This is a genomic window from Azomonas macrocytogenes (assembly GCF_014191985.1).
Lineage (GTDB): Bacteria > Pseudomonadota > Gammaproteobacteria > Pseudomonadales > Pseudomonadaceae > Azomonas > Azomonas macrocytogenes.
In genome coordinates this window covers 1-20,402 of the sequence record NZ_JACHXI010000027.1, presented here as the reverse complement: position 1 = coordinate 20,402, position 20,402 = coordinate 1, and the positions used below count along the sequence as shown (strand labels likewise).

The window sequence follows — 20,402 nt, the reverse complement described above, 5'->3', positions numbered from 1 at the left end:
TCGCACAGAGCCTGTCGTTTTAGGGTTTTCCGGCAGGCTTAGGCTGAAGACCACACGGTGGCCTCTCTAAGCCGCGTGACCAGTGATTGACAACTCAACCGACAGCCCGGCCGCCACTGCGATTGCCACCAAGGCATCGAGGCTGAAGGCGTTGATCTTGCCAAGCTTGAGATTGGAGAAGCGCGGTCCAGTGATACCGAGACGGCGGGCCTTCTCGGTGTCGATGCCCGGCCAGGCGGCGGCTTGCTCGGTGATAGCGCGCATCAGGGAGGAGCGCAATTTCATGTTTTCAGCCTCAGCCGGAGTGTCCTCAATGGCATCCCAGACGCTGGCGAAGCGTTGTTGTTGCTCAGTCATTTTCTATCCCTCAGTAGGTCGCGAAGACGAGCGGCCGCCAGATCGATATCAGCCTTCGACGTGGCCTGGGTCTTCTTCTGGAAGCAGTGCAGTACATAGACAGCATCCGGTAGCGTGGCCAGATAGATCACGCGGAACGCCCCCGAGGCCTCACGGAGGCGGATCTCTCGTACGCCAGAGCCCACGGTCCTCATGGGCTTCCAGCCAGCCGGCTCGATGCCATTCTGGACATTGTCCAGTTGAAAGCCAGCCTCGCGACGGGCGTCGGCCGGAAAGTCGCGCAGGCGGTCGAGGGAGTCGGCGAGGAATTCAATGGCTTTCATCGGGTGGGCCTTGTTTATTGAATTCATTTTATCGGTTTCGATAAGTACCGCAAGCGAATCTTATCGAAACCGATAAGTTCGGCCTATTACCACAAAATCGCTCTTCCCTCTACGGCAACAGGAAAACGTTCCCTAGGCTCCGCAGCAAAGCGGTGGAATTCATCTTTACAAATAGAGTTTCATCCTGAATCGAGCTAGAAGCCGTGCGCACTGACTAAGGTGCCGCATTCTTAACCGACCTGCCGCAACAGGCAAAGACCGGCCAAAAGCCGCCCTTCACGACAGGCCGCTTCTTTACCCAATGCAGCCCTTGGATCGTGGCGCGCTCTACAACGCTGAGTTCGTGATAAGACATGGCAACACCTTACCGAAACGGTCAGGTGTTGCACTCAGTTTTTGCGGCCGCTGTATTTCAGACGCTACGTAATGGAGTAGAGGTTTGTCGGCGAGGTGTTATTCGTTTGTATCATCCTCGCTTTCGGTATCTTCTTCTCCCAAGCTCAGCCAGTCGCTTGAGTTGTAATGGGTAAAATCTTCAACATCTAGCATTGTGAAGTCGTACATTGGGGTGACTGTTATGTCGTCAAGAACTAAGCCTGGCTCAAGAGCAGGAGCTTCCTTAATCGCTTCTTGGAGCAATTGGTTAAGCTCTTCAAGCTCGCGGATGTGACGGTTTTTCACTAAAAAGCGAAAGGCCAGAGTGTATGGCTCTTCCGGAGTATCAATTTCATGCTTAGGGTTGAATGATACCCAGGCACTTTTTAAACGTAAAGAATGCTCATCGAGAAACTTATCAAGTTGTACGCCTAAGCCAACATAGTTACCAGAGGCCTCATCTTGAAAGCGAAGTCTATCTACAAGTCTGTCAGGCATGGCAATTCTGTTGTAACTATGTGACAGCCAAAATATCAGGGTTTCCAACTGCTCCGCGTCTAAGGTGGCTTCCTGATTTCGTTGAAGATCAATTAGAGCGAGTCGAGGTGTCCAGATACGTCTTTCGATACGTAGCTCTAGATATCGCCTGTCTTCAATCGGCAGTTGCAGGCGGCGTGGATTATTAGCATTCAGGTATTTCCCGAATATTTTGCCGCGCTTAAAATTGCAAGCGATCCACTCCACTACAGGTGCGTCGTCGTAGTTTCTTGCGTGCACAGTGCATGAATGAGAGATAAGTATCCAATAGGTTGGGTTTTTTCCACCAAGCAGCGAATCGACCAGCCCTTCTTGAATATATGGATTTAATGCGTCTCCGGGAACAATATGACCTTGCAGCCAGCCTTGCTCGCTGATTTTCTTAACAGTTGCTGCATGGTCGACATCCGTTGTCATTTATCAGCCTGCCTGCTTTTTGCTAAACATCTCCAGCCTTGAGATGGTCTTTTCGTCTCTGGCTCTTAGCTGCGCAGCTTTCTGGGCAAGTTCGGCTACTAGGTTGTGAACGCCTTCTGCCCCTTTAGATATCCAACCTTCATCGCTGAGGACGTCTTGAAGGAGGCACCCTTCGTGTGAAGGATAAAACAATGTTCTACGAAGGTAAGGCGCATCTTCTTTGCTCACATTGGCCAAGCTGTCAGCCAAGGCGCTTATTCTCTCTGGGTGGTCAGTGAGGGTCTTCTTGGTTCGCCAATTATAGATGGTTTGACGAGAGACACCGAATATCTCTGCGAGAGAGCTATCGGACAAGCCGAAACCTTTGCGCAGATTTTCAATTAGTCCAGATATTATCTCTGGCTCAGCAATGTCTTTTTCCTTATTAACTGGAGTCCAAACTATTACTGAGTCTCTTTTCTTTATGTGGCCAGAGCTAACGGGTAGTACCGAAAGATCCACCTGCTGAGCGCCGGCAGATATCGGTAAAACTGCAATGAGTGCAGCCATTAACGGTTGGATTAACCAAGGGCTTGCAGTGCTGTTGGCTGCCTTGTGGTTTTGCTCTGGCTTCTCCCAGGCTTGGCGCATGCTCACAATCGGTGTAGATGTAAGCTGGGGGCGAGATGCTAGATAATTGGTCATTTCGTAGGTCATGGCTTTTCACTCCATATATTAAAAGCGTGTTCAGTTGCTACGCTTCTAAAGGCAGAATTGGCCATAGAGTGCAGACGATCGAGCCGAGCAGCTATCTCCTTAACTTTTAATCGCTCAGTTGTCGCTAGTGGCCAATATGCATCGATGTCCAAAAGTGCGCCAATATTGCTGGTTTGGTTAAACGCCAATGGCGAGCCTGTAAGTCGGTGCGGACTGGGAGGCTGGCGAGATTGTTTTGCTATCTCAAATACCATTGCTGGCTCAATCAAGTCTTCTGGAACCCACATTCCAGGTTGGCGCCAGCATCTGACATGGAGGAATTCTGGGTTGAAGTGATAAGTCGAAGTTGCCACTCCTATAGGGTCAACAGCTCTATCGTCTTTCAGTTTTGAAATTAATTCGTTGTCAAGGGGAAGGAGTGCTGCGGGCAGATAAGAGCTTAGAGTTTCTCCTTCTCTAGGCTCAATTCTGTCTACATATCTCATCCCGATGCCGATTACATCTAGCTCGCCTGCTTGGTGTATTACTGCTTCTAGGCACTTCTTGAACAAGTTGCAATGCTGATCAAAGTGTAGGTAGGCGATGCTTTGGAGCAACATATAATCATTGCTCAAAACACAAGCGTATTTCAGTTCGCGATCTAAGAAAGCCCAAGAGTTCGGTTCTGTCGCAGGTTGCATTGGAGTCAGAGCCTTTGCCATCTGAAAATATTCAGGCAAGTACTCTCTCAGCTCGTGTTGGATGTCCGCTATAAGCTTCGAGAGCTTAAGAAGGGGTGAAAACCTGACTACGCTCAATGTGTAGACCAGGGGGGCGTTGGGCAGAACGCCTGCACGATCAGCCATCGGTCTCTCCATGGGGGCAGCATGCTTGGACGCGCACTCTACCTGATTTGACATCCTGTTTGACAGATTTTGTATAGCACAAATTCAGAAGGCTTCACATCTGTGATGGCCGGCCGTCTCTAGGGGATAGTTGCCTGCAGCTGAGCCAAGAGGGGGTGCGTCCCGGTCAAGCCCTTCGGACAGATCATCTCTGGCCGGAACGCCAAATCGCTGTGGGTCGCTTACTCGCCCTCAGTTCCAGTCGCCAGATGGCCATGAACTGACGAAAGGCCCTCTCGGTGCTCTGGGTGACGGCCGCTGCTTGGTAGGCTACGACAACCTGGTCGAGTGTTGGTTGCAGCGACCGAAAAGGGGACGATTTATGTTCCCTCATGGAGCGACCGTCCATTTCTGGCCGGTTATTGCCTGTCGCGATCGGCTGCTTCGGGTCGTTCTGTGCCGGTGGTGTTCAGCTCAGTCCGGGTCTTCAATTCAACGCATCCTTCAACGCTTTTCCCGGCTTAAATCCCGGTAGTTTGGCAGCAGCAATCGCGAGCTCTTCGCCTGTCCTCGGATGGCGGCCCGTGCGGGCGGCGCGCTCTTTCACCGAAAAAGTACCAAAGCCAACCAGTGTGACATCATGCCCAGCCTTCAGCTCGGCAGTGATTGTCTTGATCAAGGCATCGAATGCTTTGGTTGTGATGGTTTTGGGAATATCAGCTTGTTCCGAGATGCTGGCTATCAGTTCAGCTTTGTTCATATTGAATGACTCGTTTGACCTGTTGCGGAAAGGGGGCGCGATAGTAATCGCTTTGGCAGGATTGCTGCTGTGCGCTGGATAGCTGAAAGAGAAAAGCCATCAGCCTTTCCCTCGTATTGAGCAACTTAGGCGGTGTTCTCATCAGCTAACCTTGGCTTGGTGGGCATCTTTTGCTTCCCGGATACGCATCGTCTCAACGCTATACAGGGACTCAGGCACCAGCAACAATCGTTTGATTCCAATGGGGTCGCCCGTTTCGAGGCAGAAGCCATAGTCGCCAGACTCGATTATTTCGAGGGCATTGTTGATTCGCTTCAATTCCACTCGGTCACGGTCGATCATACTGAGTGCCATTGAACGCTGTTCTTCGGTAGTAGCGAAGTCGGTATCGTCTGGCTGCCGCTCTATCCGACAGGCCTCCTGGTTCTCCACCAGCCGTTGCTGCACTCGCCGCGTCTTTTCCTCCAAGAGCTTCTTGAAGAAGGCCTGCTGTTCAGCGTTCATGTAGTCCGAATCCGTCTGCGCCAGCAATTCATTTTCAGTAAGCACTCTCAATCCTCTTTCAAAATACGACCACTTTAAGACTCAAAGTCTGGCCACAAAAAAGCCAGATCGCCACTGCTCAACGTCAATTGCTCGTTCAATTGCCATGGTGACTCACCTGAGCCGGTTCTAGCCTCAACGCACGCAGCGTCTTCTTCGTAGTGGCTCCCTATGTCCCGCCCGCGCCGTGGTTCCTGATTAATGGTGCGAAACATCGCTACTCGGAAGATACCTATAAGCTTGATCAAAAACGCCGCAACCGGCTTCTACACGCAAGCAAAAAACAGTCTGATGGCGATACAAAAGCACCCACCTCAATAGCCATAAAACTTTCCGCTCAAGTTGCCCTTTTTGGGCAACTCCGCGTGCCAGTTTTTTTAGGATTAAGCCCTATGCTGTTGGCTTTTTGGGTAGTAATAAAATGCGCGAATCCGCACTTATGCGCCTTGTCGCACGGACGTTGATCGTCACCATCACGGCGATGCCCTTTCAGGCGATCGCTGACGAAATGGCCGATATTGGGCGACAAGCTCAACACTATGGAAAAACGCTCCAAGAGCAGATGAAAAACTCCCAGCCTAGCGTGAGCGGAGGGAATCTGAATCTCGGCTCCGGGCTCGCTCCCCTCAACATCAACGATCTGTTTCCCGGAACGAGCGCTCCCATGTCCGACCAGGATGTCATGTCGAAATACTTCCCTGATACCTTGCCACCCAACGTCAATGATTCGCGTGAGATGTACGATTCAGGCACAACCATGGATGAGAAGGGGGCCAATGCCCAGGAAATCCTTTATCAGGACGCCAACAGCGCCAATCCCTCTATCAGCGGGGCGGCGTACAAAGTGCTGCTGGATGCTGCCAAGAGGTCACGACCAAACTTTGCCAATGATCCGATGTTGAATCAAAGCAATACTATCTATGAGGAAATGGATCTCATCGCGAAAAACTTCGGCGACTGCACTACCGAATCAACTTTTAATGATGCTGTACACACAGAACACGTTCCAGAATATGAACATTGCGAACAATTAAATAAGCCGGCAGGAGATTGCGATATTTCTCATGAAATCGTGATCAAGGCCGAGCCTGCCGACATGGTATTCCTGGTCGATAACTCCAACTCGATGGACGAGGCCATTGATGCGTTAAAAACCTCTATCGGCGATCTGGCTCGGTTACTCGGTGAAAACAATGGCGGCAATTTACGCCTGGGGGGCGCAGTTACCAGGGGTAATCAATACCTGACAGACAATATCAATTTATCTTCGTCCATCAGTGCTTTCACATCCTGGGTTAATCATATAAAGCTCAATCATGGCGACACTTATAATGTCGATGCGACAAACTTTTCGATTGATCATTTCGCATGGCGAGATAATGTTGAAAAAGTCATCGTTATTATTGGAAACAAGGACAATCCGAACGGAAACGTCAGTGCGTTGCGTGCCAGACTGGACGCGCTTGGCTTCAAGGTATTTATTTTTCACAATAACGCCGGCGTTCAGGCACTGGGAACGCCTATCGCCGACAATTTTTCCGCCACAGGCCTTTATAAAGCGGCGCAGTTTCTGACGATCGTTGAAGATAGCTGGAAGCCGCAGGCCTGCCTGGAGGCGGCCAAATCCAGCCTGGAAGAGTTTTGCTCAGGAAGCTATACGCAAACGGTAGGTTCGGAGAACGACTGTATCAACCTGTCTGGTTTCAATGTTTGTCCTGGCGATCCGATCTACACGAAACTGCAAGCGCCGCCGATTCCGAATGTGTCCAAGCTGGCGTTAAAGGTCCACGTATCCTCACTGCAATGCAATTACAACATAGGATCGATGGGCTGTTATACCGATGCAAACGGCAATCAGCAGTGTCCCACTAATCAGGGTGAACAGCTGAGTAGCTGCGAAGCGCTCGAGGCCAATCCGCAGTGTGGATTCATCAGTTCCAAATGTGTCGAGGGAGCCCAGGGATCACAGGGCACCTGCTATGTATTCGATAACACCTACGACTGTGGTTCGGATGTCAATACCGCCACCATCCAAAAAACGGCTACCTACAACTGTGGTGGTCCTATCCGCTGTATGGGCGGTGACTGTCTGGATATAAGCCAAGCGCAAAATACCGAGTTTACCAGGGCGGCCGCCTTACTGAATGCAGCCCAGTTCATGGCCTCGGACATGGCGTGTACCGGCCAGGATGCCAATGGTAATCCGACAGGTTCGGATGTTGAGGAATGCACCATTTTTAAGGGCAACGACGGCGAATGCAAAAAGGCGGTTGGGGGAGTAGTGAACTGCTGCCAAAAGCCGGACAACGTAAGTTTTGCCGATTATCTGACCATGATCATGGCTATGCCGAAACTCGATACAGCCATTATGAGTCTTGATCAGACTAACTCCATTAGAAGCTCTTACCAGTTATTGCGTGACCCTATTACTCAGGGTTGGGATCAACTCAAACAGCCCTTCGCCAACTATGCGGACAATATAAGCGGGGCAGTGGATACGGTCTCTCAAACCTATAATGGAATTATTCAATCTCTGGAGAACAAGGCTAAGGCAATTACGCTCGAGGCGCTGAAAAGCGTGGGCTATGAATCAGGCGCTGGCGCAGCAGGGGCGGAAGCAGCAGCCAAAACGGCACAAAGTGCCGCAGAAGATATGGCTAATACGATCGTGAACCAAGCTGTCAGCGTTCTTTCGACAGTAAGCGCAATTTATACGGCCTATACCGTGTCCATGCTCGTGATCCAGACGATTTATGCCTGCACGGCGGATGAGCTGAAACTCAACGTGGATCGCAAACTCAAGAAATGCAGCTATGTCGGTTCCTACTGTGCTCAAGAGATTTTGGGCGTATGCATTGAAAAGCGCGAATCCTATTGCTGTTTTTCCTCACCGCTCTCGCGCATTATCCAGGAGCAGGCAGGGCCTCAGCTCGGCCAGGACTTTGGAAGTGCTAAACATCCAGAATGCGGCGGCCTGACCATGGATCAAGTCGCTCAAATTGATTGGACCAAAATTGATTTGGACGAATGGGTGGGCCTGCTGACTCAGAATGGGCTGTTTCCCAACGCTGGCAATGTCGATCTCGATACGCTAACGGGAGCAGGCAACGGCTTGAACCTTGGCAATCGGGCCAATGCGGAGGAGCGGGCTATTCAGCGCCTGCAGGATTCTCGTGTGGATGAATCCCGTTTCGAGAACTCGATCAACTACCGGCCAGCCACAGGTGCGCCGTTGCCGTAGAGCTCTGAAAATGGTTCGGCAGTTAAAAGCTGGCTGCCGAACCATTTACCTATTCAATAAGCCGACTCGGATGACTAGGATGAGATAGGAAGTGTACATAGCATAGCTGCTCACCCCATCTTCTATTGTTGCTAATGCATAGCCGCAGGTTTTATAAATAACTCTGCTTTTCCTTGTTGAAGGATATAGGGGAAAGGAATCTTTGAAGCATCTTTCTGCTTTACTTCATTAGCCGCTAAATATAGCAGAACCCATTTGGGTAAATGCTTGCTGATAGCAGCATAAATTGATTGCTCAGGAAGTTTACTGTTAGCAGTTTGCTCAATAAATATTTTTGAATATTTGACATCTGGCCTAGGGTCAAAAAAATAGGTTGGGTATTCATGTTCGCTGACAACTGTTGAAGTTTTACCAATTAGCGGCTCTCTTACAATAAAAGTTACCCCGCATATATTAAGGATACTATCTTCAGGCTTTACTTGTGGGCAGCCATAGGCAGCATCATTAATTAAAAAACTTACTGCAGATATAGATTTTCTTGTTTTATAGAGGAAATAAAAATCTACCCCAAGATCAGTTAACCCTTTATCGATAGCCTCTTTTACGATATCTAGCATCTTATCCTCTGCCTCTTCTGGCGTGCGAGCCATCGTTTTCGGCATCCAGGCGACCAAGCTATTGCGAGCCTCTTTTTCTTTCGGAGCAAACAACCAACCGGCAACGCTGAGCGCTCCAGCACCGAAGCTGGAAAAACCAGGGGCCGGAGAAACGAAATTGGTATGAGCCCAAAGTGCGTTGTAGGCCAACGAGTCCGTGATGTGTTGTCCCTGCTCTTTGGGTATCTCTTGATCGGTCAAACGATCAAGACCCGCTGCATAGGCCAGATTCAACGCCCGGCTTTTAGTCGGATCGTAGGGCTGGGGTTCCGGAGCAGTCGTTGCACAGCCCGTTAGAATCATTATTCCCAAGCTGGCGAGAAGAGTTTTGGACAGTTGTTTCATGCTTGAACGCGATTCCTTCGGGTAATTCAAGGGGGCTTTTTCAAATAGCAGTTTGCTATCAAGGGTATGTTACATCGCACTTCCCGAACCCCAAGAAAAGACCCCTCACATAGAGGGGTCTGTATGTCACTTTTGGATTTAAGGAAGGTCAGCCAGAATCAAGCTTCAGTTTCCGCGTGCAAAGTAGCCAGAGGAGTGTCACCAGCTTCCGATGCCTCATCCAGTTCAACATCTTCAGTCTGTGCCGGCGCTTGCGCATCGACCTCCTGCTGCTTGCCTTCCTTGTAAGCGGCAATGCGCGCATGTTTTTCGATGCCGATAATGCGGGCCGCCAGGCGATTCAGGCGCTGTTGCCACTCGTAGGTCAGTGTCGCCCGCTGTACGTTGTCCAGTTCGCTGTTCATCCATAAGGTGTCGACATACCCCATCAGGGTGTCGAGCTTGGTGATCAAGCGGATGAACTGGACGGTCTTTGGCGAAAAAATCTCGAACTCGACGATCTGCGGATTGGTATAGGCCGGCACGCTATCAATGCCGTTGGAATCCATGATGGTTTTGAGCTGCGTCTGCGTTTTATCCAGATCATCGGCAACCGTCTTGATACTACTGGTAATGACCTTTTCCACTTCATCGATGGCATCTTTGCGACCGATGATTCGTAAAATCACTTCCAGCGAGAAAAGCGACCGCGAGACACGACTAAAGCTTCTCTCGACCACACGCTGTGCCTGGAGACTGTTGACGGTGAGTTTCTGGGTGAATACCGGGCGGGACAGCTCTTGGCGAGCAGGATTGACGGGTTTTTCGGCTTCAATATTTTCCATTTTTGATCCTTTCTGATAGCTAATAAATGCCTTGAAAGGATAGAGCCAAGCCCTCAAAAAACAGGCACGCGGAGTTGCCCAAAAAGGGCAACTTGAGCGGAAATAGCAAAATGCCACTTGTACAGCTCGAAAAGTCTTCGTTATAGTTAAGACTCATTTATCGCCCTGGCGATAAAACGTACGGTAGCTGGCCGTCGCAAACAAACAGCAAATTATTTTTGCCGTATGGCAACACCACCCTATCGGGAGTAATCCCGATTCTGGGGATAGCTCCCGATCTCAAGGAGCTTACCCATGTATCTTGTAATTTTTGTCGTTTTGTGTGCTGTTTTTGTGTCCACTCTGTACCTGGCAGTTTGCTACCTGATCAAAAAGTGGAAAGACAAAAAAGCCACCGTAGAAGAAACGGCACGGCCTGCCACCTCCAACGAGACCGACATTGCCGATCTTGATGAGGCCGTCATAAAGCCTTGCACTGACGCCTCTACGGATGTGTCGGTTGCGAATACCGCACACGAGCAATCGGTTGATCGTGTGGTATTTCACGAGACCAATTGGTCAGAGTACGACGAGCCGGCTTACCTGCGTAAGGGAAAGCAGCTGGTATGGTGACCTGCTGATAGTGTCGTCGCTGTAGTTCATTCACCCACGCGGGGAGCCTTCCTGCCGGGTAGATTCTCCGCCTGTAGCTAGAGAATCAATCCTTTGAAAACCCTCATCCTGTTGATGGCCCTGGGTGCTGCTGGCATTCAACTGGGCTGTGTAGCGTTTGATATCGGCTTGGAAACGGCTCGACAGTCTCAAACCACAATATTGATCAAGGCGCACCAAGCGATTTGATCCACCGCCTGCTTCAAGGCGAATCCTAAACCCTGACGGGGAATCCCGTTTGGGACTCCTCGTCAATTCGAGGAGAAATTAATGTCGGAATATCAAAGAAAATCATATGGTAGAGCATCTATTTCTATCATACTTTGCGTGATGCTTTCTGGCCTGATAAACAACAAGGCCACCTTATGAGGATCTTCAAAAATGCATGGTTCGAGCGTTTTGCTCGAAAACAGCATATTCCTGATGAGACTTTGTTAGAGGCCATCAAGCGAGCAGAAAAAGGTCAAATCGATGCCGACCTTGGCAGCGGTGTGATCAAGCAACGCATAGCCAGAAAAGGACAAGGCAAGTCTGGTGGGTTTCGAACGATTATTTTATATCGATCGGCAAAACGAGCTTTCTTCGTCTATGGCTTTGCCAAAAACGCCTGCGACAATATCGAGGACGATGAAGAGCTACTCTTTAAAAGAGTGGCAGCTTATGTTTTTGGATTGTCTGACAAGCAGTTAGCCGATTTGATCGGCAAAGGCCAGTTTTTGGAGGTCCATAAAAATGACCAAAAAATACCGAAGTGATGCTCTTGCAGCAATCCATGAAACGATGGAGGCGTTGCATGAAATCGGCGCGGTCGATAAGCAGACCATGCGCGAGTTTAATGATGCCTGTCTTACCCCGATTCAGGTCTTATCGCCTGATGAAATCCGTGCTCTGCGACAACGCGAGCATCTGTCCCAGCCAGTCTTCGCCCGCTATCTGAACGTGAGTAAAAACCTCATTTCAGACTGGGAGCGAGGTATCAAGAAGCCGGGAGGTCCAGCGCTACGCCTGCTGACCGTGATTCAGAAAAATGGCATTCAAGCCATTGCATAAGAAACTGACCTATCAACTGGACAGAAGAAGAAATGCTCGTTTATGCAGTTTTGACTGTCATCGGCTCTTTGACGATCGTTGGCATCATTGGCTACTTTGTAGCCAGTCACCTCGACAAAAAGCACGAAGCCAAGCTTAAAGCCAAGGCTCACTGAGCCATTTGGCACTGTTTAGGCACCTTCCTCGTTTTCCGCAAGGTGGACGAGAAAGATGCCAAAAACAAGGAGCACTTAGGCCTCCCCCTCTCAAGCTTTAGGGCCGACTGAAACTCAGCCCGCGATATTGATCAAGGCGCACCAAGCGATTTGATCCACCGCCTGCTTCAAGGCGAAGCCTAAACCCTGACGGGGAATCCCGTTTGGGACTCCTCGACACTCTTTTTCGAGGAGAAAACGTTGTACAAGACAACTCTCGTGAATTGGCTAAAGGATGCTCTGATGGGGGTGGATTGTAGCCTATTAGCGGCTGCATTCATTTCGATCGTGACCCCGAGCATAGACATGTTTATCGTGATGTTTTGCCTGATTTTGGGGCTGGCCATGATGAGCACCGATCTGATGCTATCCTTAGTTATCGACGCGAAAAATCCATAAGGAGACTGCTATGAGTCAGGCAGAATTACTAGTTTATTCTGTTACGAGTGTGATTGGATTTTTAGCTCTCGTTGGAATTGTTGGCTACAAAATTGCTGATTATTTCGACAAGAAGCACGAAGCCAAGACTAAAGCCAAGGCTCACTGAGCCATTTGGCACTGTTTAGGCACCTTCCTCGTTTTCCGCAAGGCGGACGAGGAAGATGCCAAAAACAAGGAACACTTAGGCCTCCCCCCTCTCAAGCTTTAGGGCCGGCTGAAATTCAGCCTTGGCAGGAGCGCAAGGAGTTATCCTGACCTGCGTTTTCCAAGCTGCCATAGACCCTATGACCACTTGGAAAGCGTAGAGAGACTTTGGTCACTCCCTCGGGAGCGATTGAAAAGGTAGCTGGCCTGCATAAACAAACAGCAACGTCACGTTCAATATCCTCCATTTATTTTCCAATCCCTAAAGGGGCGAAACTGCCCCTTTCCGGGTGCGGTGCGCCCCTTTGTTTTTCAGGAGACGCACCATGCACACTTCACCGTACGCCCGTTTTCAGCTCAATACGCTGTTTGATCTCAGCGAAATTCCTGATGCGGTACAGATCACCGGGTATGTCGACGACACCAACCCGTATATTCCAAAAAAGGATCCGGCTTACCGATTCCGCAAGGATTTCATCCGGGATGTGCGTAACTTTCTGCAAAACCCAGGAGGTGACGGCTTGTTTATTACCGGGCCTACCGGCTCCGGTAAAACCTCCGGCATTACGCAGATGGCAGCCAGACTGAATTGGCCGGTCCAGCAAATCACGGCTAATGCCCGATTGGAGTTGGCCGATCTGGTGGGCTTTCATGCCCTAACCGCCAGCGCGCCAGGCGAAGTGCCCAGCATGAAATTCCAGTACGGACCGCTGGCCATTGCCATGCGCGAAGGCCATATTCTGCTCATCAACGAGATCGATCTGGCTGATCCGGCTGAAATGGCCGGTCTCAACGACATCCTGGAAGGGCGGCCGTTGGTGATCGCGCAGAATGGGGGAGAAATCATCCAGCCTCATCCCATGTTCCGCATCGTCGTCACGGGAAATTCTGTGGGCTCCGGCGACTCCACGGGCCTTTACCAAGGCATCATGATGCAGAACCTAGCGTCCATGGATCGATACCGCTTCATTGTGGTGGACTATGCCGATCCCGCCGTTGAAAAAGAGATTCTGGACAAGGCCGTGCCGAAGCTTCCTCTCCCTATCAAAGAGGGGGTTATTCGCATCGCCAATGACGTTCGCAAACTGTTTGTCGGCAATGCTGCTGATGGCCAGCCACTGAGCATCACCATGTCCACGCGAACCCTGGTTCGGTGGTGCAAGTTGACGGTTCAGTTCAGGGGCGCCCCCAACGCACTGGAGTTTGCCTTGAATCAGGCGTTGCTGATTCGTGCCATTCCAGAAGACCGGGAAGCCATCCTGCGCATAGCCAAGGATGTTTTTGGCGATTCGTGGGCATAGGCGGTGATGACAATGATGCTTCTCGATTGTCACCGCTTCAGGAGAACAGACAACAACACGCCGGAGTTGCCTCTTGAGAACGATCAAGTGGTGGCCCTGGAACAGCTGTCTGTCCTCTCTTCGCCGGGACCCGCTCAATACCAGTTGGTCTTGATCACTCGGCTTAAGCGAATCGCTCAAAAAGGGCATCTCAAGCAGGCAATGAGCAAACCCTTCTACGCAGCCAGTCTGGCAGCTTTGCCAGAATCGGTGCTAGAGGTGCGTAAGGCGCTCATCGCTGCGCTGGAGCAAAAGGGCTTTTTCTTTCTGGACAAGGTGCGAATAAACACCCTCACCGGTGCCATCGATCCTATCGACGAACCCGTACCGATCCAGACTCCGCAAGCCCGCTTGACTTGGCAGCTCCCACTCAACCCTGAATTTACGATGCAAGCGCACGTAAAAACCTTCATGGCAGGTTGGCTGAGAGAAACCATGCATGGCGCCATGCAACGACTGGGTCTTCTTACGGAGAACGAGGTACTACCGGCTTCCCTGTTTTTTCGGGTACCGGATCAGTATGAAATTCTCTGGGAATCACGTCGGCTCGATGCGATCAACCCTGACACCCTGGCCGCTGTCGGAGAGCTGATCCCGGCGCATGGTCATCTGCCGCTGCTTGCCCTGTGGTTTTTGGACAAGGAGCTCAGAGCGTCACGATACGGAAAAGTCGGCTTTGCCAGCGAGACCGGCGAGCGGGTGTCGATCACCACGTTCGACGACCTGAAACCTCTCATGGCCGAATTCGGCTTTGATCCGATCACGGTCAGAAAAGATGCGGCTCGTTTAGAACTGGTCGCTGAAGTCATTGACTTGACGTCTCTCGACGTCGATATCGACGACGACTATTTCTGATCGGCTTCATCAAGACAAACCCCACGGGGGCACCATGCTCCCCTGGGGAAAGGTGCCTCCTCCATTTGTTCAAGCAAATTACGGAGTAACACCATGACTGATGCAAAAGTGAAAAGCCCCTTGCTGATTAAACGCCTGGCGGAAAAATTTGGTGTCGATAGCGAAAAGCTGCTTGAGACGCTAAAAGCGACGGCCTTCAAGCAGCGAGACAATTCACCCATTACGAACGAGCAAATGATGGTCTTGCTGGTGGTCGCTGAACAGTACGACCTCAATCCGTTCACGCGGGAGATCTACGCATATCCCGACAAGAACAACGGTATCGTGCCCGTCATTGGCGTCGATGGCTGGATTCGGATCGTCAATTCACATCCGCAGTATGCGGGTATGGAGTTTGTCTATTCGGATGCAACCCTGACTCCCGACGGTACGACGATTGCGGCCCATGAGTGGATCGAGTGTGTCATGTACCGTCAGGACCTGGCTCAACCGATCCGCATCCGTGAATACCTCGATGAGGTCTATCGAGGGCCATTCAAGGTCAAGGACAAGAACACCAAGGCTTTCTATACGGTTGACGGTCCCTGGCAAAGCCATCCCAAACGGATGCATCGCCACAAAGCGATGATTCAGTGCGCCCGCGTAGCGTTCGGATTCAGTGGTATCTACGACCAGGATGAAGCGGAACGCATCATCGATATGGGTAGCGCTACGGTGGTTGATCGTGAAAGCCCTGGCCCCGTCACGGCGCCCGTGCAGCAGATCAACCACGACAAGATCGATCCGCTGCTGGATAAGCTGATCAATCGGGCAACCACGGAAATGGCCTGGGAACCTGCCCAGCACTATATCAATCAGCGCTTTCAGGGTGCAGAGGCTGAATACGCGCTCAATCGCCTGGAAGAAGCGCAGCAGCGGCAGACCACGGTCCAGACTGCTGAGCAGGTATCGAATCAAGAAGGCCTGGGCTTCGTTAACGATGTCCCCGGTGCTGACGAGAGCGAGCCTGCTTTTTATTAACCCGACGCGGGGGATTGCCTCCGCGTGGAAGCGTTCCCTCGTGCTTGTATTGCGAGGAAGTTATGAAGATCGTCAACCTTGAGCAGGGTAGCGAGCAATGGTTGGCCTGGCGGGCTCAAGGCATCACGGCAACGGATGCGGCGATCCTGCTGGGACGCTCGAAATACAAGACACGCTGGCGTCTCTGGGCCGAAAAGACCGGGTATGCACGTGAAGTCGATCTAAGCCTGAACCCTCTGGTCCGCCAGGGGCGGGAAGGCGAAGATCTGGCACGGCAGATTTTCGAGGATTACCTGGGCGATCTGCTGCTTCCTGTGTGTATCGAATCCACGGTCGACCCTCTTATCCGGGCATCCTTGGACGGCATTACCACTCAGCGAGAACCGGTTGAGCTCAAGTGCCCCAGCGAAAAGGTGTGGAAAGCCGTTTGTTCTGACGGAGCCAACAGCGAGGCATTCCAGCTCTACTATCCCCAGGTCCAGCATCAGTTGCTGGCCACGGGATCGAGAAACGGATACCTGGTTTTCTACTTCGAGGGGGATATTCGCCACTTCAAAATCGAGCCTGACAAGGCTTTGCTGCGGGAGTTGTATGCGCAAGCGCAACAGTTCTGGCAGCAGGTGGTGAATAAGCAGGAACCGGTCAAAGATCCGGACCTGGACCTCTATCTCCCCAAGGGAGAAGACGCTCAGGCATGGATCTATACAGCTGAGCAATATCGACTTTTTCACGCCGACATTCAGGCCTGTAAAAACCGGTTAAAAGAGCTGGAGGAACTGCAAAAAACTCACCTTGAGACTCTGAAAACCCTGATGGGTGAATACCTGCATGCAGATTATTGCGGGGTCATGGTGACTCGATACAAAACGGCTGGAAAGGTGGATTACGCCAGGCTTCTTGAAGAGGTCGGGCAACACATCACCCCGACAGACGTTGAGCAGTATCGTGCGAAATCGTCAGAGCGTTGCCGGGTCACGGTCTCCACCGAGTCGGTAATGCCTCGGCATGTCGTCGAACCGGCGGTCATTGCACCGCTCGAAGACGTACCGGTCGTGTTCGAACAAAACTATTTCTAAGGTTCGAGAAAGGTAAGGGCTTCGGCCCTTTCTTTTCAGTGGTGATTGGCACCTCGAGTCATCAGTGAAAAGAAGCATTTGGTCACTCCCTCGGGAGCGATTGAAAAGGTAGCTGGCCTGTATAAACAAACAGCAACGTCACGTTCAATATCTTCCATTTATTTTCCAATCCCTAAAGGGGCGAAACCGCCCCTTTCCGGGTGCGGTGCGCCCCTTTCTTTTTAGGAGACGCACCATGACTGAAGTCACTCACCTGGAATCGCTGTCGGTCGTTCAAATCGATTTCGACATCTGGAGCGGACAAACCCGTTTGTCTGCTGCTGATTTCAAACTAGGTATCGGGGGTGAAATTCCGCCCGAAAAACTGGCCCAGCTGGGTAGCAAGAAAATCTGTGATCCGGCCAAGCTGAAGGGTTTCCATCGGCTGAAATCGGAGGCTCGGCGCATGCTCCATCGGTATGGCATGCCGTTCATGAACGGTTACGCGGTACCGGTGGACAAGGTGAACGATATTTGCGCAAGACTCGACTCGATTATGAGTGAGTACAACGCGCTCAAGGATGCTTTCGTGGCGGGCTATCATCAGGCCGTTGACGAATGGGTGAGGGAAAATCCGCAATACGAAAGCGCCATCCGTTCGGGTGCGCTGCCCCGCAGCGAAGTCGAGAAGCGGATTGCGTTCGAGTATCAGATTTTCATGATCCAACCCGTATCGGGAGATGATGGCAACGCCCAGCGCTTGAACCGCAAGGTCAATAGCCTGGGGGATGATCTGATCGCCGAAATTGTGGAGACGGCAACGAAGCTCTACAACGAACGCCTGGCCGGCCAGACCCAGGTTGGGATTGGTACTCGGCAGACCTTGGAGAATCTGCGTGACAAGGTGGACGGGTTGTCGTTTCTGAACCAGGCCTTCGATCCGCTGGTTCGACTGCTCGATGAAACGATTGACGGCTATAAGCAATCGGCGGCAGGGCGTTTCATTACCGCGCCCTTCCTGTACCAGGTGATAGCCGCGACCTTGATCATGGCTGACCGTGACAAGATCCAGCTGTATGCCAGTGGGGGCGTTTCGGTGGACGGCATTGCCCGCACCCTGGATATGACCCCGCTTGCGGTAGGCTCACCGGCAGCGCCGAGCAACACCTCCGTGCTCGCTTTGCAAACGCCTCAAGACCCGCCGCAGCAAAAAAGCATGGAGCTTGGAGTAGGCGAGCAGAAGCCGGTCCACGAGCAGAACGATGTCGTGGATGACATCGATCAGTTCTTTGCCGAGTTTCAGGCTGACGAGGTGGTTGCGCCGAATCCTGCGAAGGAAACAGCAGTAACCCCCACTGCAGATGAACCAGTGGCTCCGACTCCTGCGACAGCACCTGTAATGGATCCTAAAGAGGCCGCTCAGCCACCTCAGGACGATGATGAGGATCAAGGCTTCTTCTGATCCTTCTTTAACCTTCCATTCCCCTTGGGGGCACACCGCCCCCACGGGGGAGGTGTGTTTCCCTGTTTGTGACAGAGAAACCTCATGAAATCCAAAAGACATACCCTCTATAACGCGCTGCCCATCGTTGCAGCGGCCTACGGTGAAAAGTTTGGGGTTAAGGTCACCCTCGGTGGCGACCAGGCTTACACCAACGGCAAAAGCATCAATATCCCCAACGTGCCGGAATCCTTTGGAAACCGGGATGCGATCTGGGGCTATCTGGCCCATGAAGCCGCGCATGTTCGGTTTACTGATTTTTCGGTAAGCCGTGCTCCAGGGCTTCATGCCATGCTGACCAATATCATTGAAGATTGCCGCATCGAACAGGCCATGATTGCTCTGTATCCCGGTACCGCCCATACGCTGCATGAGACAGCGCGTTACATGGTTCAGGCCGGTCATTACCAGCCGGTTACCGACCGCGACTCGCCAGCCTCCATGGTGGCCGGTTACTGTCTGTATTGGCTGCAATCGGAAGGCGTGGGGCAAGCCGTGCTGCGTCCTTTTATGCAAACGGCGTCAGCCATCCTGAACAGGGTGCTACCCAGCGGCGTCTGTATTCGCCTGGAGGCTATCCTGCTCAAGGCCGTGGATACTCAATCCACCCAGCAGGCCGCCGACTTCGCCACCGCGATCATCCAGATGATTGAGGAGGAAAAAGATAAAGCGGCCCAGAATCCCCCACCGCCCCCTCAGAAGGGTCCACAAGACCATTCACAGGGCCAAGATCAGGGGAGAGCTGATGATCAAACGGGATCGGGTTCCAATGACTCCCCGTCAACGGATAATGGCCAGGCAAACGCTGATGCTGGCGGTCCGAAAAACGATGCCTCATCGGGGCAAAGTGGATCGCATTCGTCTGATAGTGCTCAGCCAGGTCAGGATGATGCTGACTCGTCAGGACCAGCAACGGCTTGCCCGGCCAGCCAGGACGATCACTCTGGAACAGCGCAGGCAGACCTGCCAGCGCTTCTCCAGCAAATCCTCACGGCAACCGGCAACGATCTGCCTCGTGACGCCCATGCAGCACTCCTGGGAGAGTTGCAGGGGTTGGCACACCAAGCAGGCGACCCGTGTTACCAAACGGTGAAACAAGCGCGTTCTGCCGGTAACGATCCGCAAGCCGGTAATCGCCTGCTGCAAACGGTTCGAAGCCATTCCAGCCGCCTTCGGCAACAACTGCTTGGCCTGGTGCAAGCCAGCCAGCAAAAAGCAGTTCGGGCCGAACGCCGCGGGAAGAAGGTGGATCATCGCCGGTTGACGAAGGTACTGACCGGTGACTCGCGCGTGTTTAGCCGATCAGCTGATAAGGTCAGCCCCAATACCGCGGTCCACGTGCTCGTCGATATGAGCAGTTCGATGAACAAGGGGGTATCGAATGGCAAGAAACGAGCGGACATCGCTCGAGAATCTGCGTTGAGTCTGGCGCTTGCGCTGGAAGGCATCTCGGGGGTAAACCCTGCGGTCACCTTCTTTGCGGGCGACAGCCATGCACCGGTTTTCAGTGCCATGAAGCATGGTGAGCGGGTTCAAAGCAGCATAGGCGGCTTTGTATTCTCGGCCACGGGCACCACGCCCATGGCTGAAGCCCTGTGGCATAGCGCCTTTGAGCTAAGCAAAACGCGAGAGCAGCGCAAGTTGCTCATCGTGATTACCGATGGGGAGCCTGACAACGCCGTCAGCTGCACCAAGGTCATTGACCTGTGTGAGCGTAGCGACGTCGAAGTTATCGGAATCGGTATCGAAACCTCTGCCGTGACTCGCTTGTTCAGCCGGAACGTGGTGATTCAAGACGCGGCCGATCTGCAAAAAGCGCTGTTCAGACTGATGGAGCGAGCCTTGACTGCTCCGGTGGTTTGACAGCATGCGGCCTTGCCTTGGGGGAGGGCCGTTTAATTTTTCATCCCATGCGGGAGCTTTTCCCGCATGGGAGGGCTCCTGCGTATTCGCGAGGAATGCCCAAGATGGCAAGCACGTTTGAAAAGTTGCACAGAGAGAAGCCTGAGACTGTTGCCAGCGCTCGGGCCAAAGCTGATGAAAGGTTAATCAACCTCCACCTGGCAGAGCTCCGTGAACGGATGGAGAAAACCCAGATTGACTTGCTCCCCGCCGTGAACGACAGGGATTCCTGCTTCAGCGAGGCTTGCCTTACGCCACTTGAGCGCTTGGACTTACGGCCTCTCCACAGGCTAACACCGCCAGCCCGGCGGCTTTTATATTACGGGCCGCGTTGATGTCGCGATCATGGTC

The 20,402-nt window shown here is 52.1% G+C and carries 21 protein-coding genes; 12 read left to right on the top strand and 9 right to left on the bottom strand.

Going from position 1 to position 20,402, the window contains the following annotated elements; all coding sequences use genetic code 11:
- Positions 1-66: 66 nt before the first annotated feature.
- From FHR87_RS17395 to FHR87_RS17365, 7 genes are all read right to left on the bottom strand, one after another.
- Positions 67-357 (bottom strand): helix-turn-helix domain-containing protein, encoded by a 291-nt coding sequence (locus FHR87_RS17395; RefSeq protein WP_183168039.1) that lies wholly within the window; start codon positions 355-357, stop codon positions 67-69.
- Complete coding sequence (locus tag FHR87_RS17390; RefSeq protein ID WP_221189906.1) at positions 354-707, bottom strand: type II toxin-antitoxin system RelE/ParE family toxin; 354 nt, start codon at positions 705-707, stop codon at positions 354-356. Before FHR87_RS17390 ends, FHR87_RS17395 begins: the two co-directional genes overlap by 4 nt.
- 426 nt (positions 708-1,133) lie before the next feature.
- A complete protein-coding gene (locus tag FHR87_RS17385) occupies positions 1,134-2,009 on the bottom strand; it encodes a hypothetical protein (RefSeq protein ID WP_183168036.1) in 876 nt (291 codons plus the stop codon).
- Between the two features lie 3 nt (positions 2,010-2,012).
- Positions 2,013-2,705, bottom strand: a complete 693-nt coding sequence (locus FHR87_RS17380) for a helix-turn-helix domain-containing protein (RefSeq protein WP_183168034.1) — start codon at positions 2,703-2,705, stop codon at positions 2,013-2,015.
- Positions 2,702-3,550, bottom strand: a complete 849-nt coding sequence (locus FHR87_RS17375; protein WP_183168032.1) for a TIGR04255 family protein — start codon at positions 3,548-3,550, stop codon at positions 2,702-2,704. The genes FHR87_RS17380 and FHR87_RS17375 overlap by 4 nt, the downstream gene beginning before the upstream one ends.
- Positions 3,551-4,016: 466 nt before the next feature.
- Entirely contained in the window at positions 4,017-4,331 is a 315-nt protein-coding gene (locus FHR87_RS17370) for an HU family DNA-binding protein (RefSeq protein WP_476693173.1), read from the bottom strand.
- Positions 4,332-4,430: 99 nt separating this feature from the next.
- A complete protein-coding gene (locus FHR87_RS17365; protein ID WP_338021271.1) occupies positions 4,431-4,838 on the bottom strand; it encodes a TraR/DksA family transcriptional regulator in 408 nt (135 codons plus the stop codon).
- A 415-nt stretch (positions 4,839-5,253) separates the two neighbouring features.
- Between FHR87_RS17365 and traN the strand changes: the two genes are divergently transcribed.
- Positions 5,254-8,073: a conjugal transfer mating pair stabilization protein TraN gene (gene traN, locus FHR87_RS17360; RefSeq protein ID WP_183168029.1), complete on the top strand. Its 2,820-nt coding sequence runs from the start codon at positions 5,254-5,256 to the stop codon at positions 8,071-8,073.
- Between the two features lie 131 nt (positions 8,074-8,204).
- Here traN and FHR87_RS17355 read toward each other — a convergent pair whose 3' ends face one another.
- A complete protein-coding gene (locus FHR87_RS17355) occupies positions 8,205-9,074 on the bottom strand; it encodes a hypothetical protein (RefSeq protein WP_183168028.1) in 870 nt (289 codons plus the stop codon).
- 158 nt (positions 9,075-9,232) lie between these two features.
- The gene (locus tag FHR87_RS17350) at positions 9,233-9,898 is read right to left on the bottom strand and encodes a hypothetical protein (protein ID WP_183168026.1); all 666 of its coding nucleotides are present in this window, start codon (positions 9,896-9,898) and stop codon (positions 9,233-9,235) included.
- A 294-nt stretch (positions 9,899-10,192) separates the two neighbouring features.
- Here FHR87_RS17350 and FHR87_RS17345 point away from each other — a divergent pair, with 294 nt between their 5' ends.
- The 11 genes from FHR87_RS17345 to FHR87_RS17300 all read left to right on the top strand — a co-directional run bounded on the left by FHR87_RS17345 (position 10,193) and on the right by FHR87_RS17300 (position 20,012).
- Positions 10,193-10,510 carry a hypothetical protein gene (locus tag FHR87_RS17345; RefSeq protein WP_183168025.1) on the top strand — a complete coding sequence of 106 codons (318 nt, stop codon included), beginning with the start codon at positions 10,193-10,195 and terminating at the stop codon, positions 10,508-10,510.
- 404 nt (positions 10,511-10,914) lie between these two features.
- Positions 10,915-11,304: a type II toxin-antitoxin system RelE/ParE family toxin gene (locus FHR87_RS17340; RefSeq protein ID WP_183168023.1), complete on the top strand. Its 390-nt coding sequence runs from the start codon at positions 10,915-10,917 to the stop codon at positions 11,302-11,304.
- On the top strand, positions 11,282-11,599 hold the full coding sequence (locus FHR87_RS17335) for a helix-turn-helix domain-containing protein (protein WP_183168022.1): 318 nt from the start codon (positions 11,282-11,284) through the stop codon (positions 11,597-11,599). Before FHR87_RS17340 ends, FHR87_RS17335 begins: the two co-directional genes overlap by 23 nt.
- A 32-nt stretch (positions 11,600-11,631) precedes the next feature.
- On the top strand, positions 11,632-11,754 hold the full coding sequence (locus FHR87_RS19520; RefSeq protein ID WP_275944095.1) for a hypothetical protein: 123 nt from the start codon (positions 11,632-11,634) through the stop codon (positions 11,752-11,754).
- Between the two features lie 448 nt (positions 11,755-12,202).
- Entirely contained in the window at positions 12,203-12,340 is a 138-nt protein-coding gene (locus FHR87_RS17330) for a hypothetical protein (protein ID WP_183168020.1), read from the top strand.
- Positions 12,341-12,704: 364 nt separating this feature from the next.
- A complete protein-coding gene (locus FHR87_RS17325) occupies positions 12,705-13,679 on the top strand; it encodes an AAA family ATPase (RefSeq protein ID WP_183168018.1) in 975 nt (324 codons plus the stop codon).
- 12 nt (positions 13,680-13,691) lie between these two features.
- Positions 13,692-14,573: a hypothetical protein gene (locus FHR87_RS17320; protein ID WP_183168017.1), complete on the top strand. Its 882-nt coding sequence runs from the start codon at positions 13,692-13,694 to the stop codon at positions 14,571-14,573.
- A 93-nt stretch (positions 14,574-14,666) separates the two neighbouring features.
- Complete coding sequence (bet, locus tag FHR87_RS17315) at positions 14,667-15,593, top strand: phage recombination protein Bet (protein WP_221189904.1); 927 nt, start codon at positions 14,667-14,669, stop codon at positions 15,591-15,593.
- Between the two features lie 62 nt (positions 15,594-15,655).
- A complete protein-coding gene (locus tag FHR87_RS17310; RefSeq protein ID WP_183168015.1) occupies positions 15,656-16,669 on the top strand; it encodes a YqaJ viral recombinase family nuclease in 1,014 nt (337 codons plus the stop codon).
- Positions 16,670-16,904: 235 nt separating this feature from the next.
- Positions 16,905-18,110, top strand: coding sequence for a DUF3150 domain-containing protein (locus FHR87_RS17305; RefSeq protein WP_183168013.1), 1,206 nt, complete (start codon positions 16,905-16,907; stop codon positions 18,108-18,110).
- 84 nt (positions 18,111-18,194) lie between these two features.
- Positions 18,195-20,012, top strand: coding sequence for a VWA domain-containing protein (locus tag FHR87_RS17300; protein WP_183168012.1), 1,818 nt, complete (start codon positions 18,195-18,197; stop codon positions 20,010-20,012).
- Positions 20,013-20,402: the final 390 nt, after the last annotated feature.

What these genes read in the sequence shown, in the direction of transcription:
- FHR87_RS17395 (WP_183168039.1), bottom strand. Translation starts at nt 357, where the DNA reads ATGACTGAGCAACAACAACGCTTCGCCAGCGTCTGGGATGCCATTGAG.
- FHR87_RS17380 (WP_183168034.1), bottom strand. Translation starts at nt 2,705, where the DNA reads ATGACCTACGAAATGACCAATTATCTAGCATCTCGCCCCCAGCTTACA.
- FHR87_RS17330 (WP_183168020.1), top strand. Translation starts at nt 12,203, where the DNA reads ATGAGTCAGGCAGAATTACTAGTTTATTCTGTTACGAGTGTGATTGGA.
- traN (WP_183168029.1), top strand. Translation starts at nt 5,254, where the DNA reads ATGCGCGAATCCGCACTTATGCGCCTTGTCGCACGGACGTTGATCGTC.
- FHR87_RS17320 (WP_183168017.1), top strand. Translation starts at nt 13,692, where the DNA reads ATGATGCTTCTCGATTGTCACCGCTTCAGGAGAACAGACAACAACACG.
- FHR87_RS17300 (WP_183168012.1), top strand. Translation starts at nt 18,195, where the DNA reads ATGAAATCCAAAAGACATACCCTCTATAACGCGCTGCCCATCGTTGCA.
- FHR87_RS17355 (WP_183168028.1), bottom strand. Translation starts at nt 9,074, where the DNA reads ATGAAACAACTGTCCAAAACTCTTCTCGCCAGCTTGGGAATAATGATT.
- bet (WP_221189904.1), top strand. Translation starts at nt 14,667, where the DNA reads ATGACTGATGCAAAAGTGAAAAGCCCCTTGCTGATTAAACGCCTGGCG.
- FHR87_RS17375 (WP_183168032.1), bottom strand. Translation starts at nt 3,550, where the DNA reads ATGGCTGATCGTGCAGGCGTTCTGCCCAACGCCCCCCTGGTCTACACA.
- FHR87_RS17310 (WP_183168015.1), top strand. Translation starts at nt 15,656, where the DNA reads ATGAAGATCGTCAACCTTGAGCAGGGTAGCGAGCAATGGTTGGCCTGG.
- FHR87_RS17340 (WP_183168023.1), top strand. Translation starts at nt 10,915, where the DNA reads ATGAGGATCTTCAAAAATGCATGGTTCGAGCGTTTTGCTCGAAAACAG.
- FHR87_RS19520 (WP_275944095.1), top strand. Translation starts at nt 11,632, where the DNA reads ATGCTCGTTTATGCAGTTTTGACTGTCATCGGCTCTTTGACGATCGTT.
- FHR87_RS17350 (WP_183168026.1), bottom strand. Translation starts at nt 9,898, where the DNA reads ATGGAAAATATTGAAGCCGAAAAACCCGTCAATCCTGCTCGCCAAGAG.
- FHR87_RS17345 (WP_183168025.1), top strand. Translation starts at nt 10,193, where the DNA reads ATGTATCTTGTAATTTTTGTCGTTTTGTGTGCTGTTTTTGTGTCCACT.
- FHR87_RS17335 (WP_183168022.1), top strand. Translation starts at nt 11,282, where the DNA reads ATGACCAAAAAATACCGAAGTGATGCTCTTGCAGCAATCCATGAAACG.
- FHR87_RS17305 (WP_183168013.1), top strand. Translation starts at nt 16,905, where the DNA reads ATGACTGAAGTCACTCACCTGGAATCGCTGTCGGTCGTTCAAATCGAT.
- FHR87_RS17385 (WP_183168036.1), bottom strand. Translation starts at nt 2,009, where the DNA reads ATGACAACGGATGTCGACCATGCAGCAACTGTTAAGAAAATCAGCGAG.
- FHR87_RS17390 (WP_221189906.1), bottom strand. Translation starts at nt 707, where the DNA reads ATGAATTCAATAAACAAGGCCCACCCGATGAAAGCCATTGAATTCCTC.
- FHR87_RS17325 (WP_183168018.1), top strand. Translation starts at nt 12,705, where the DNA reads ATGCACACTTCACCGTACGCCCGTTTTCAGCTCAATACGCTGTTTGAT.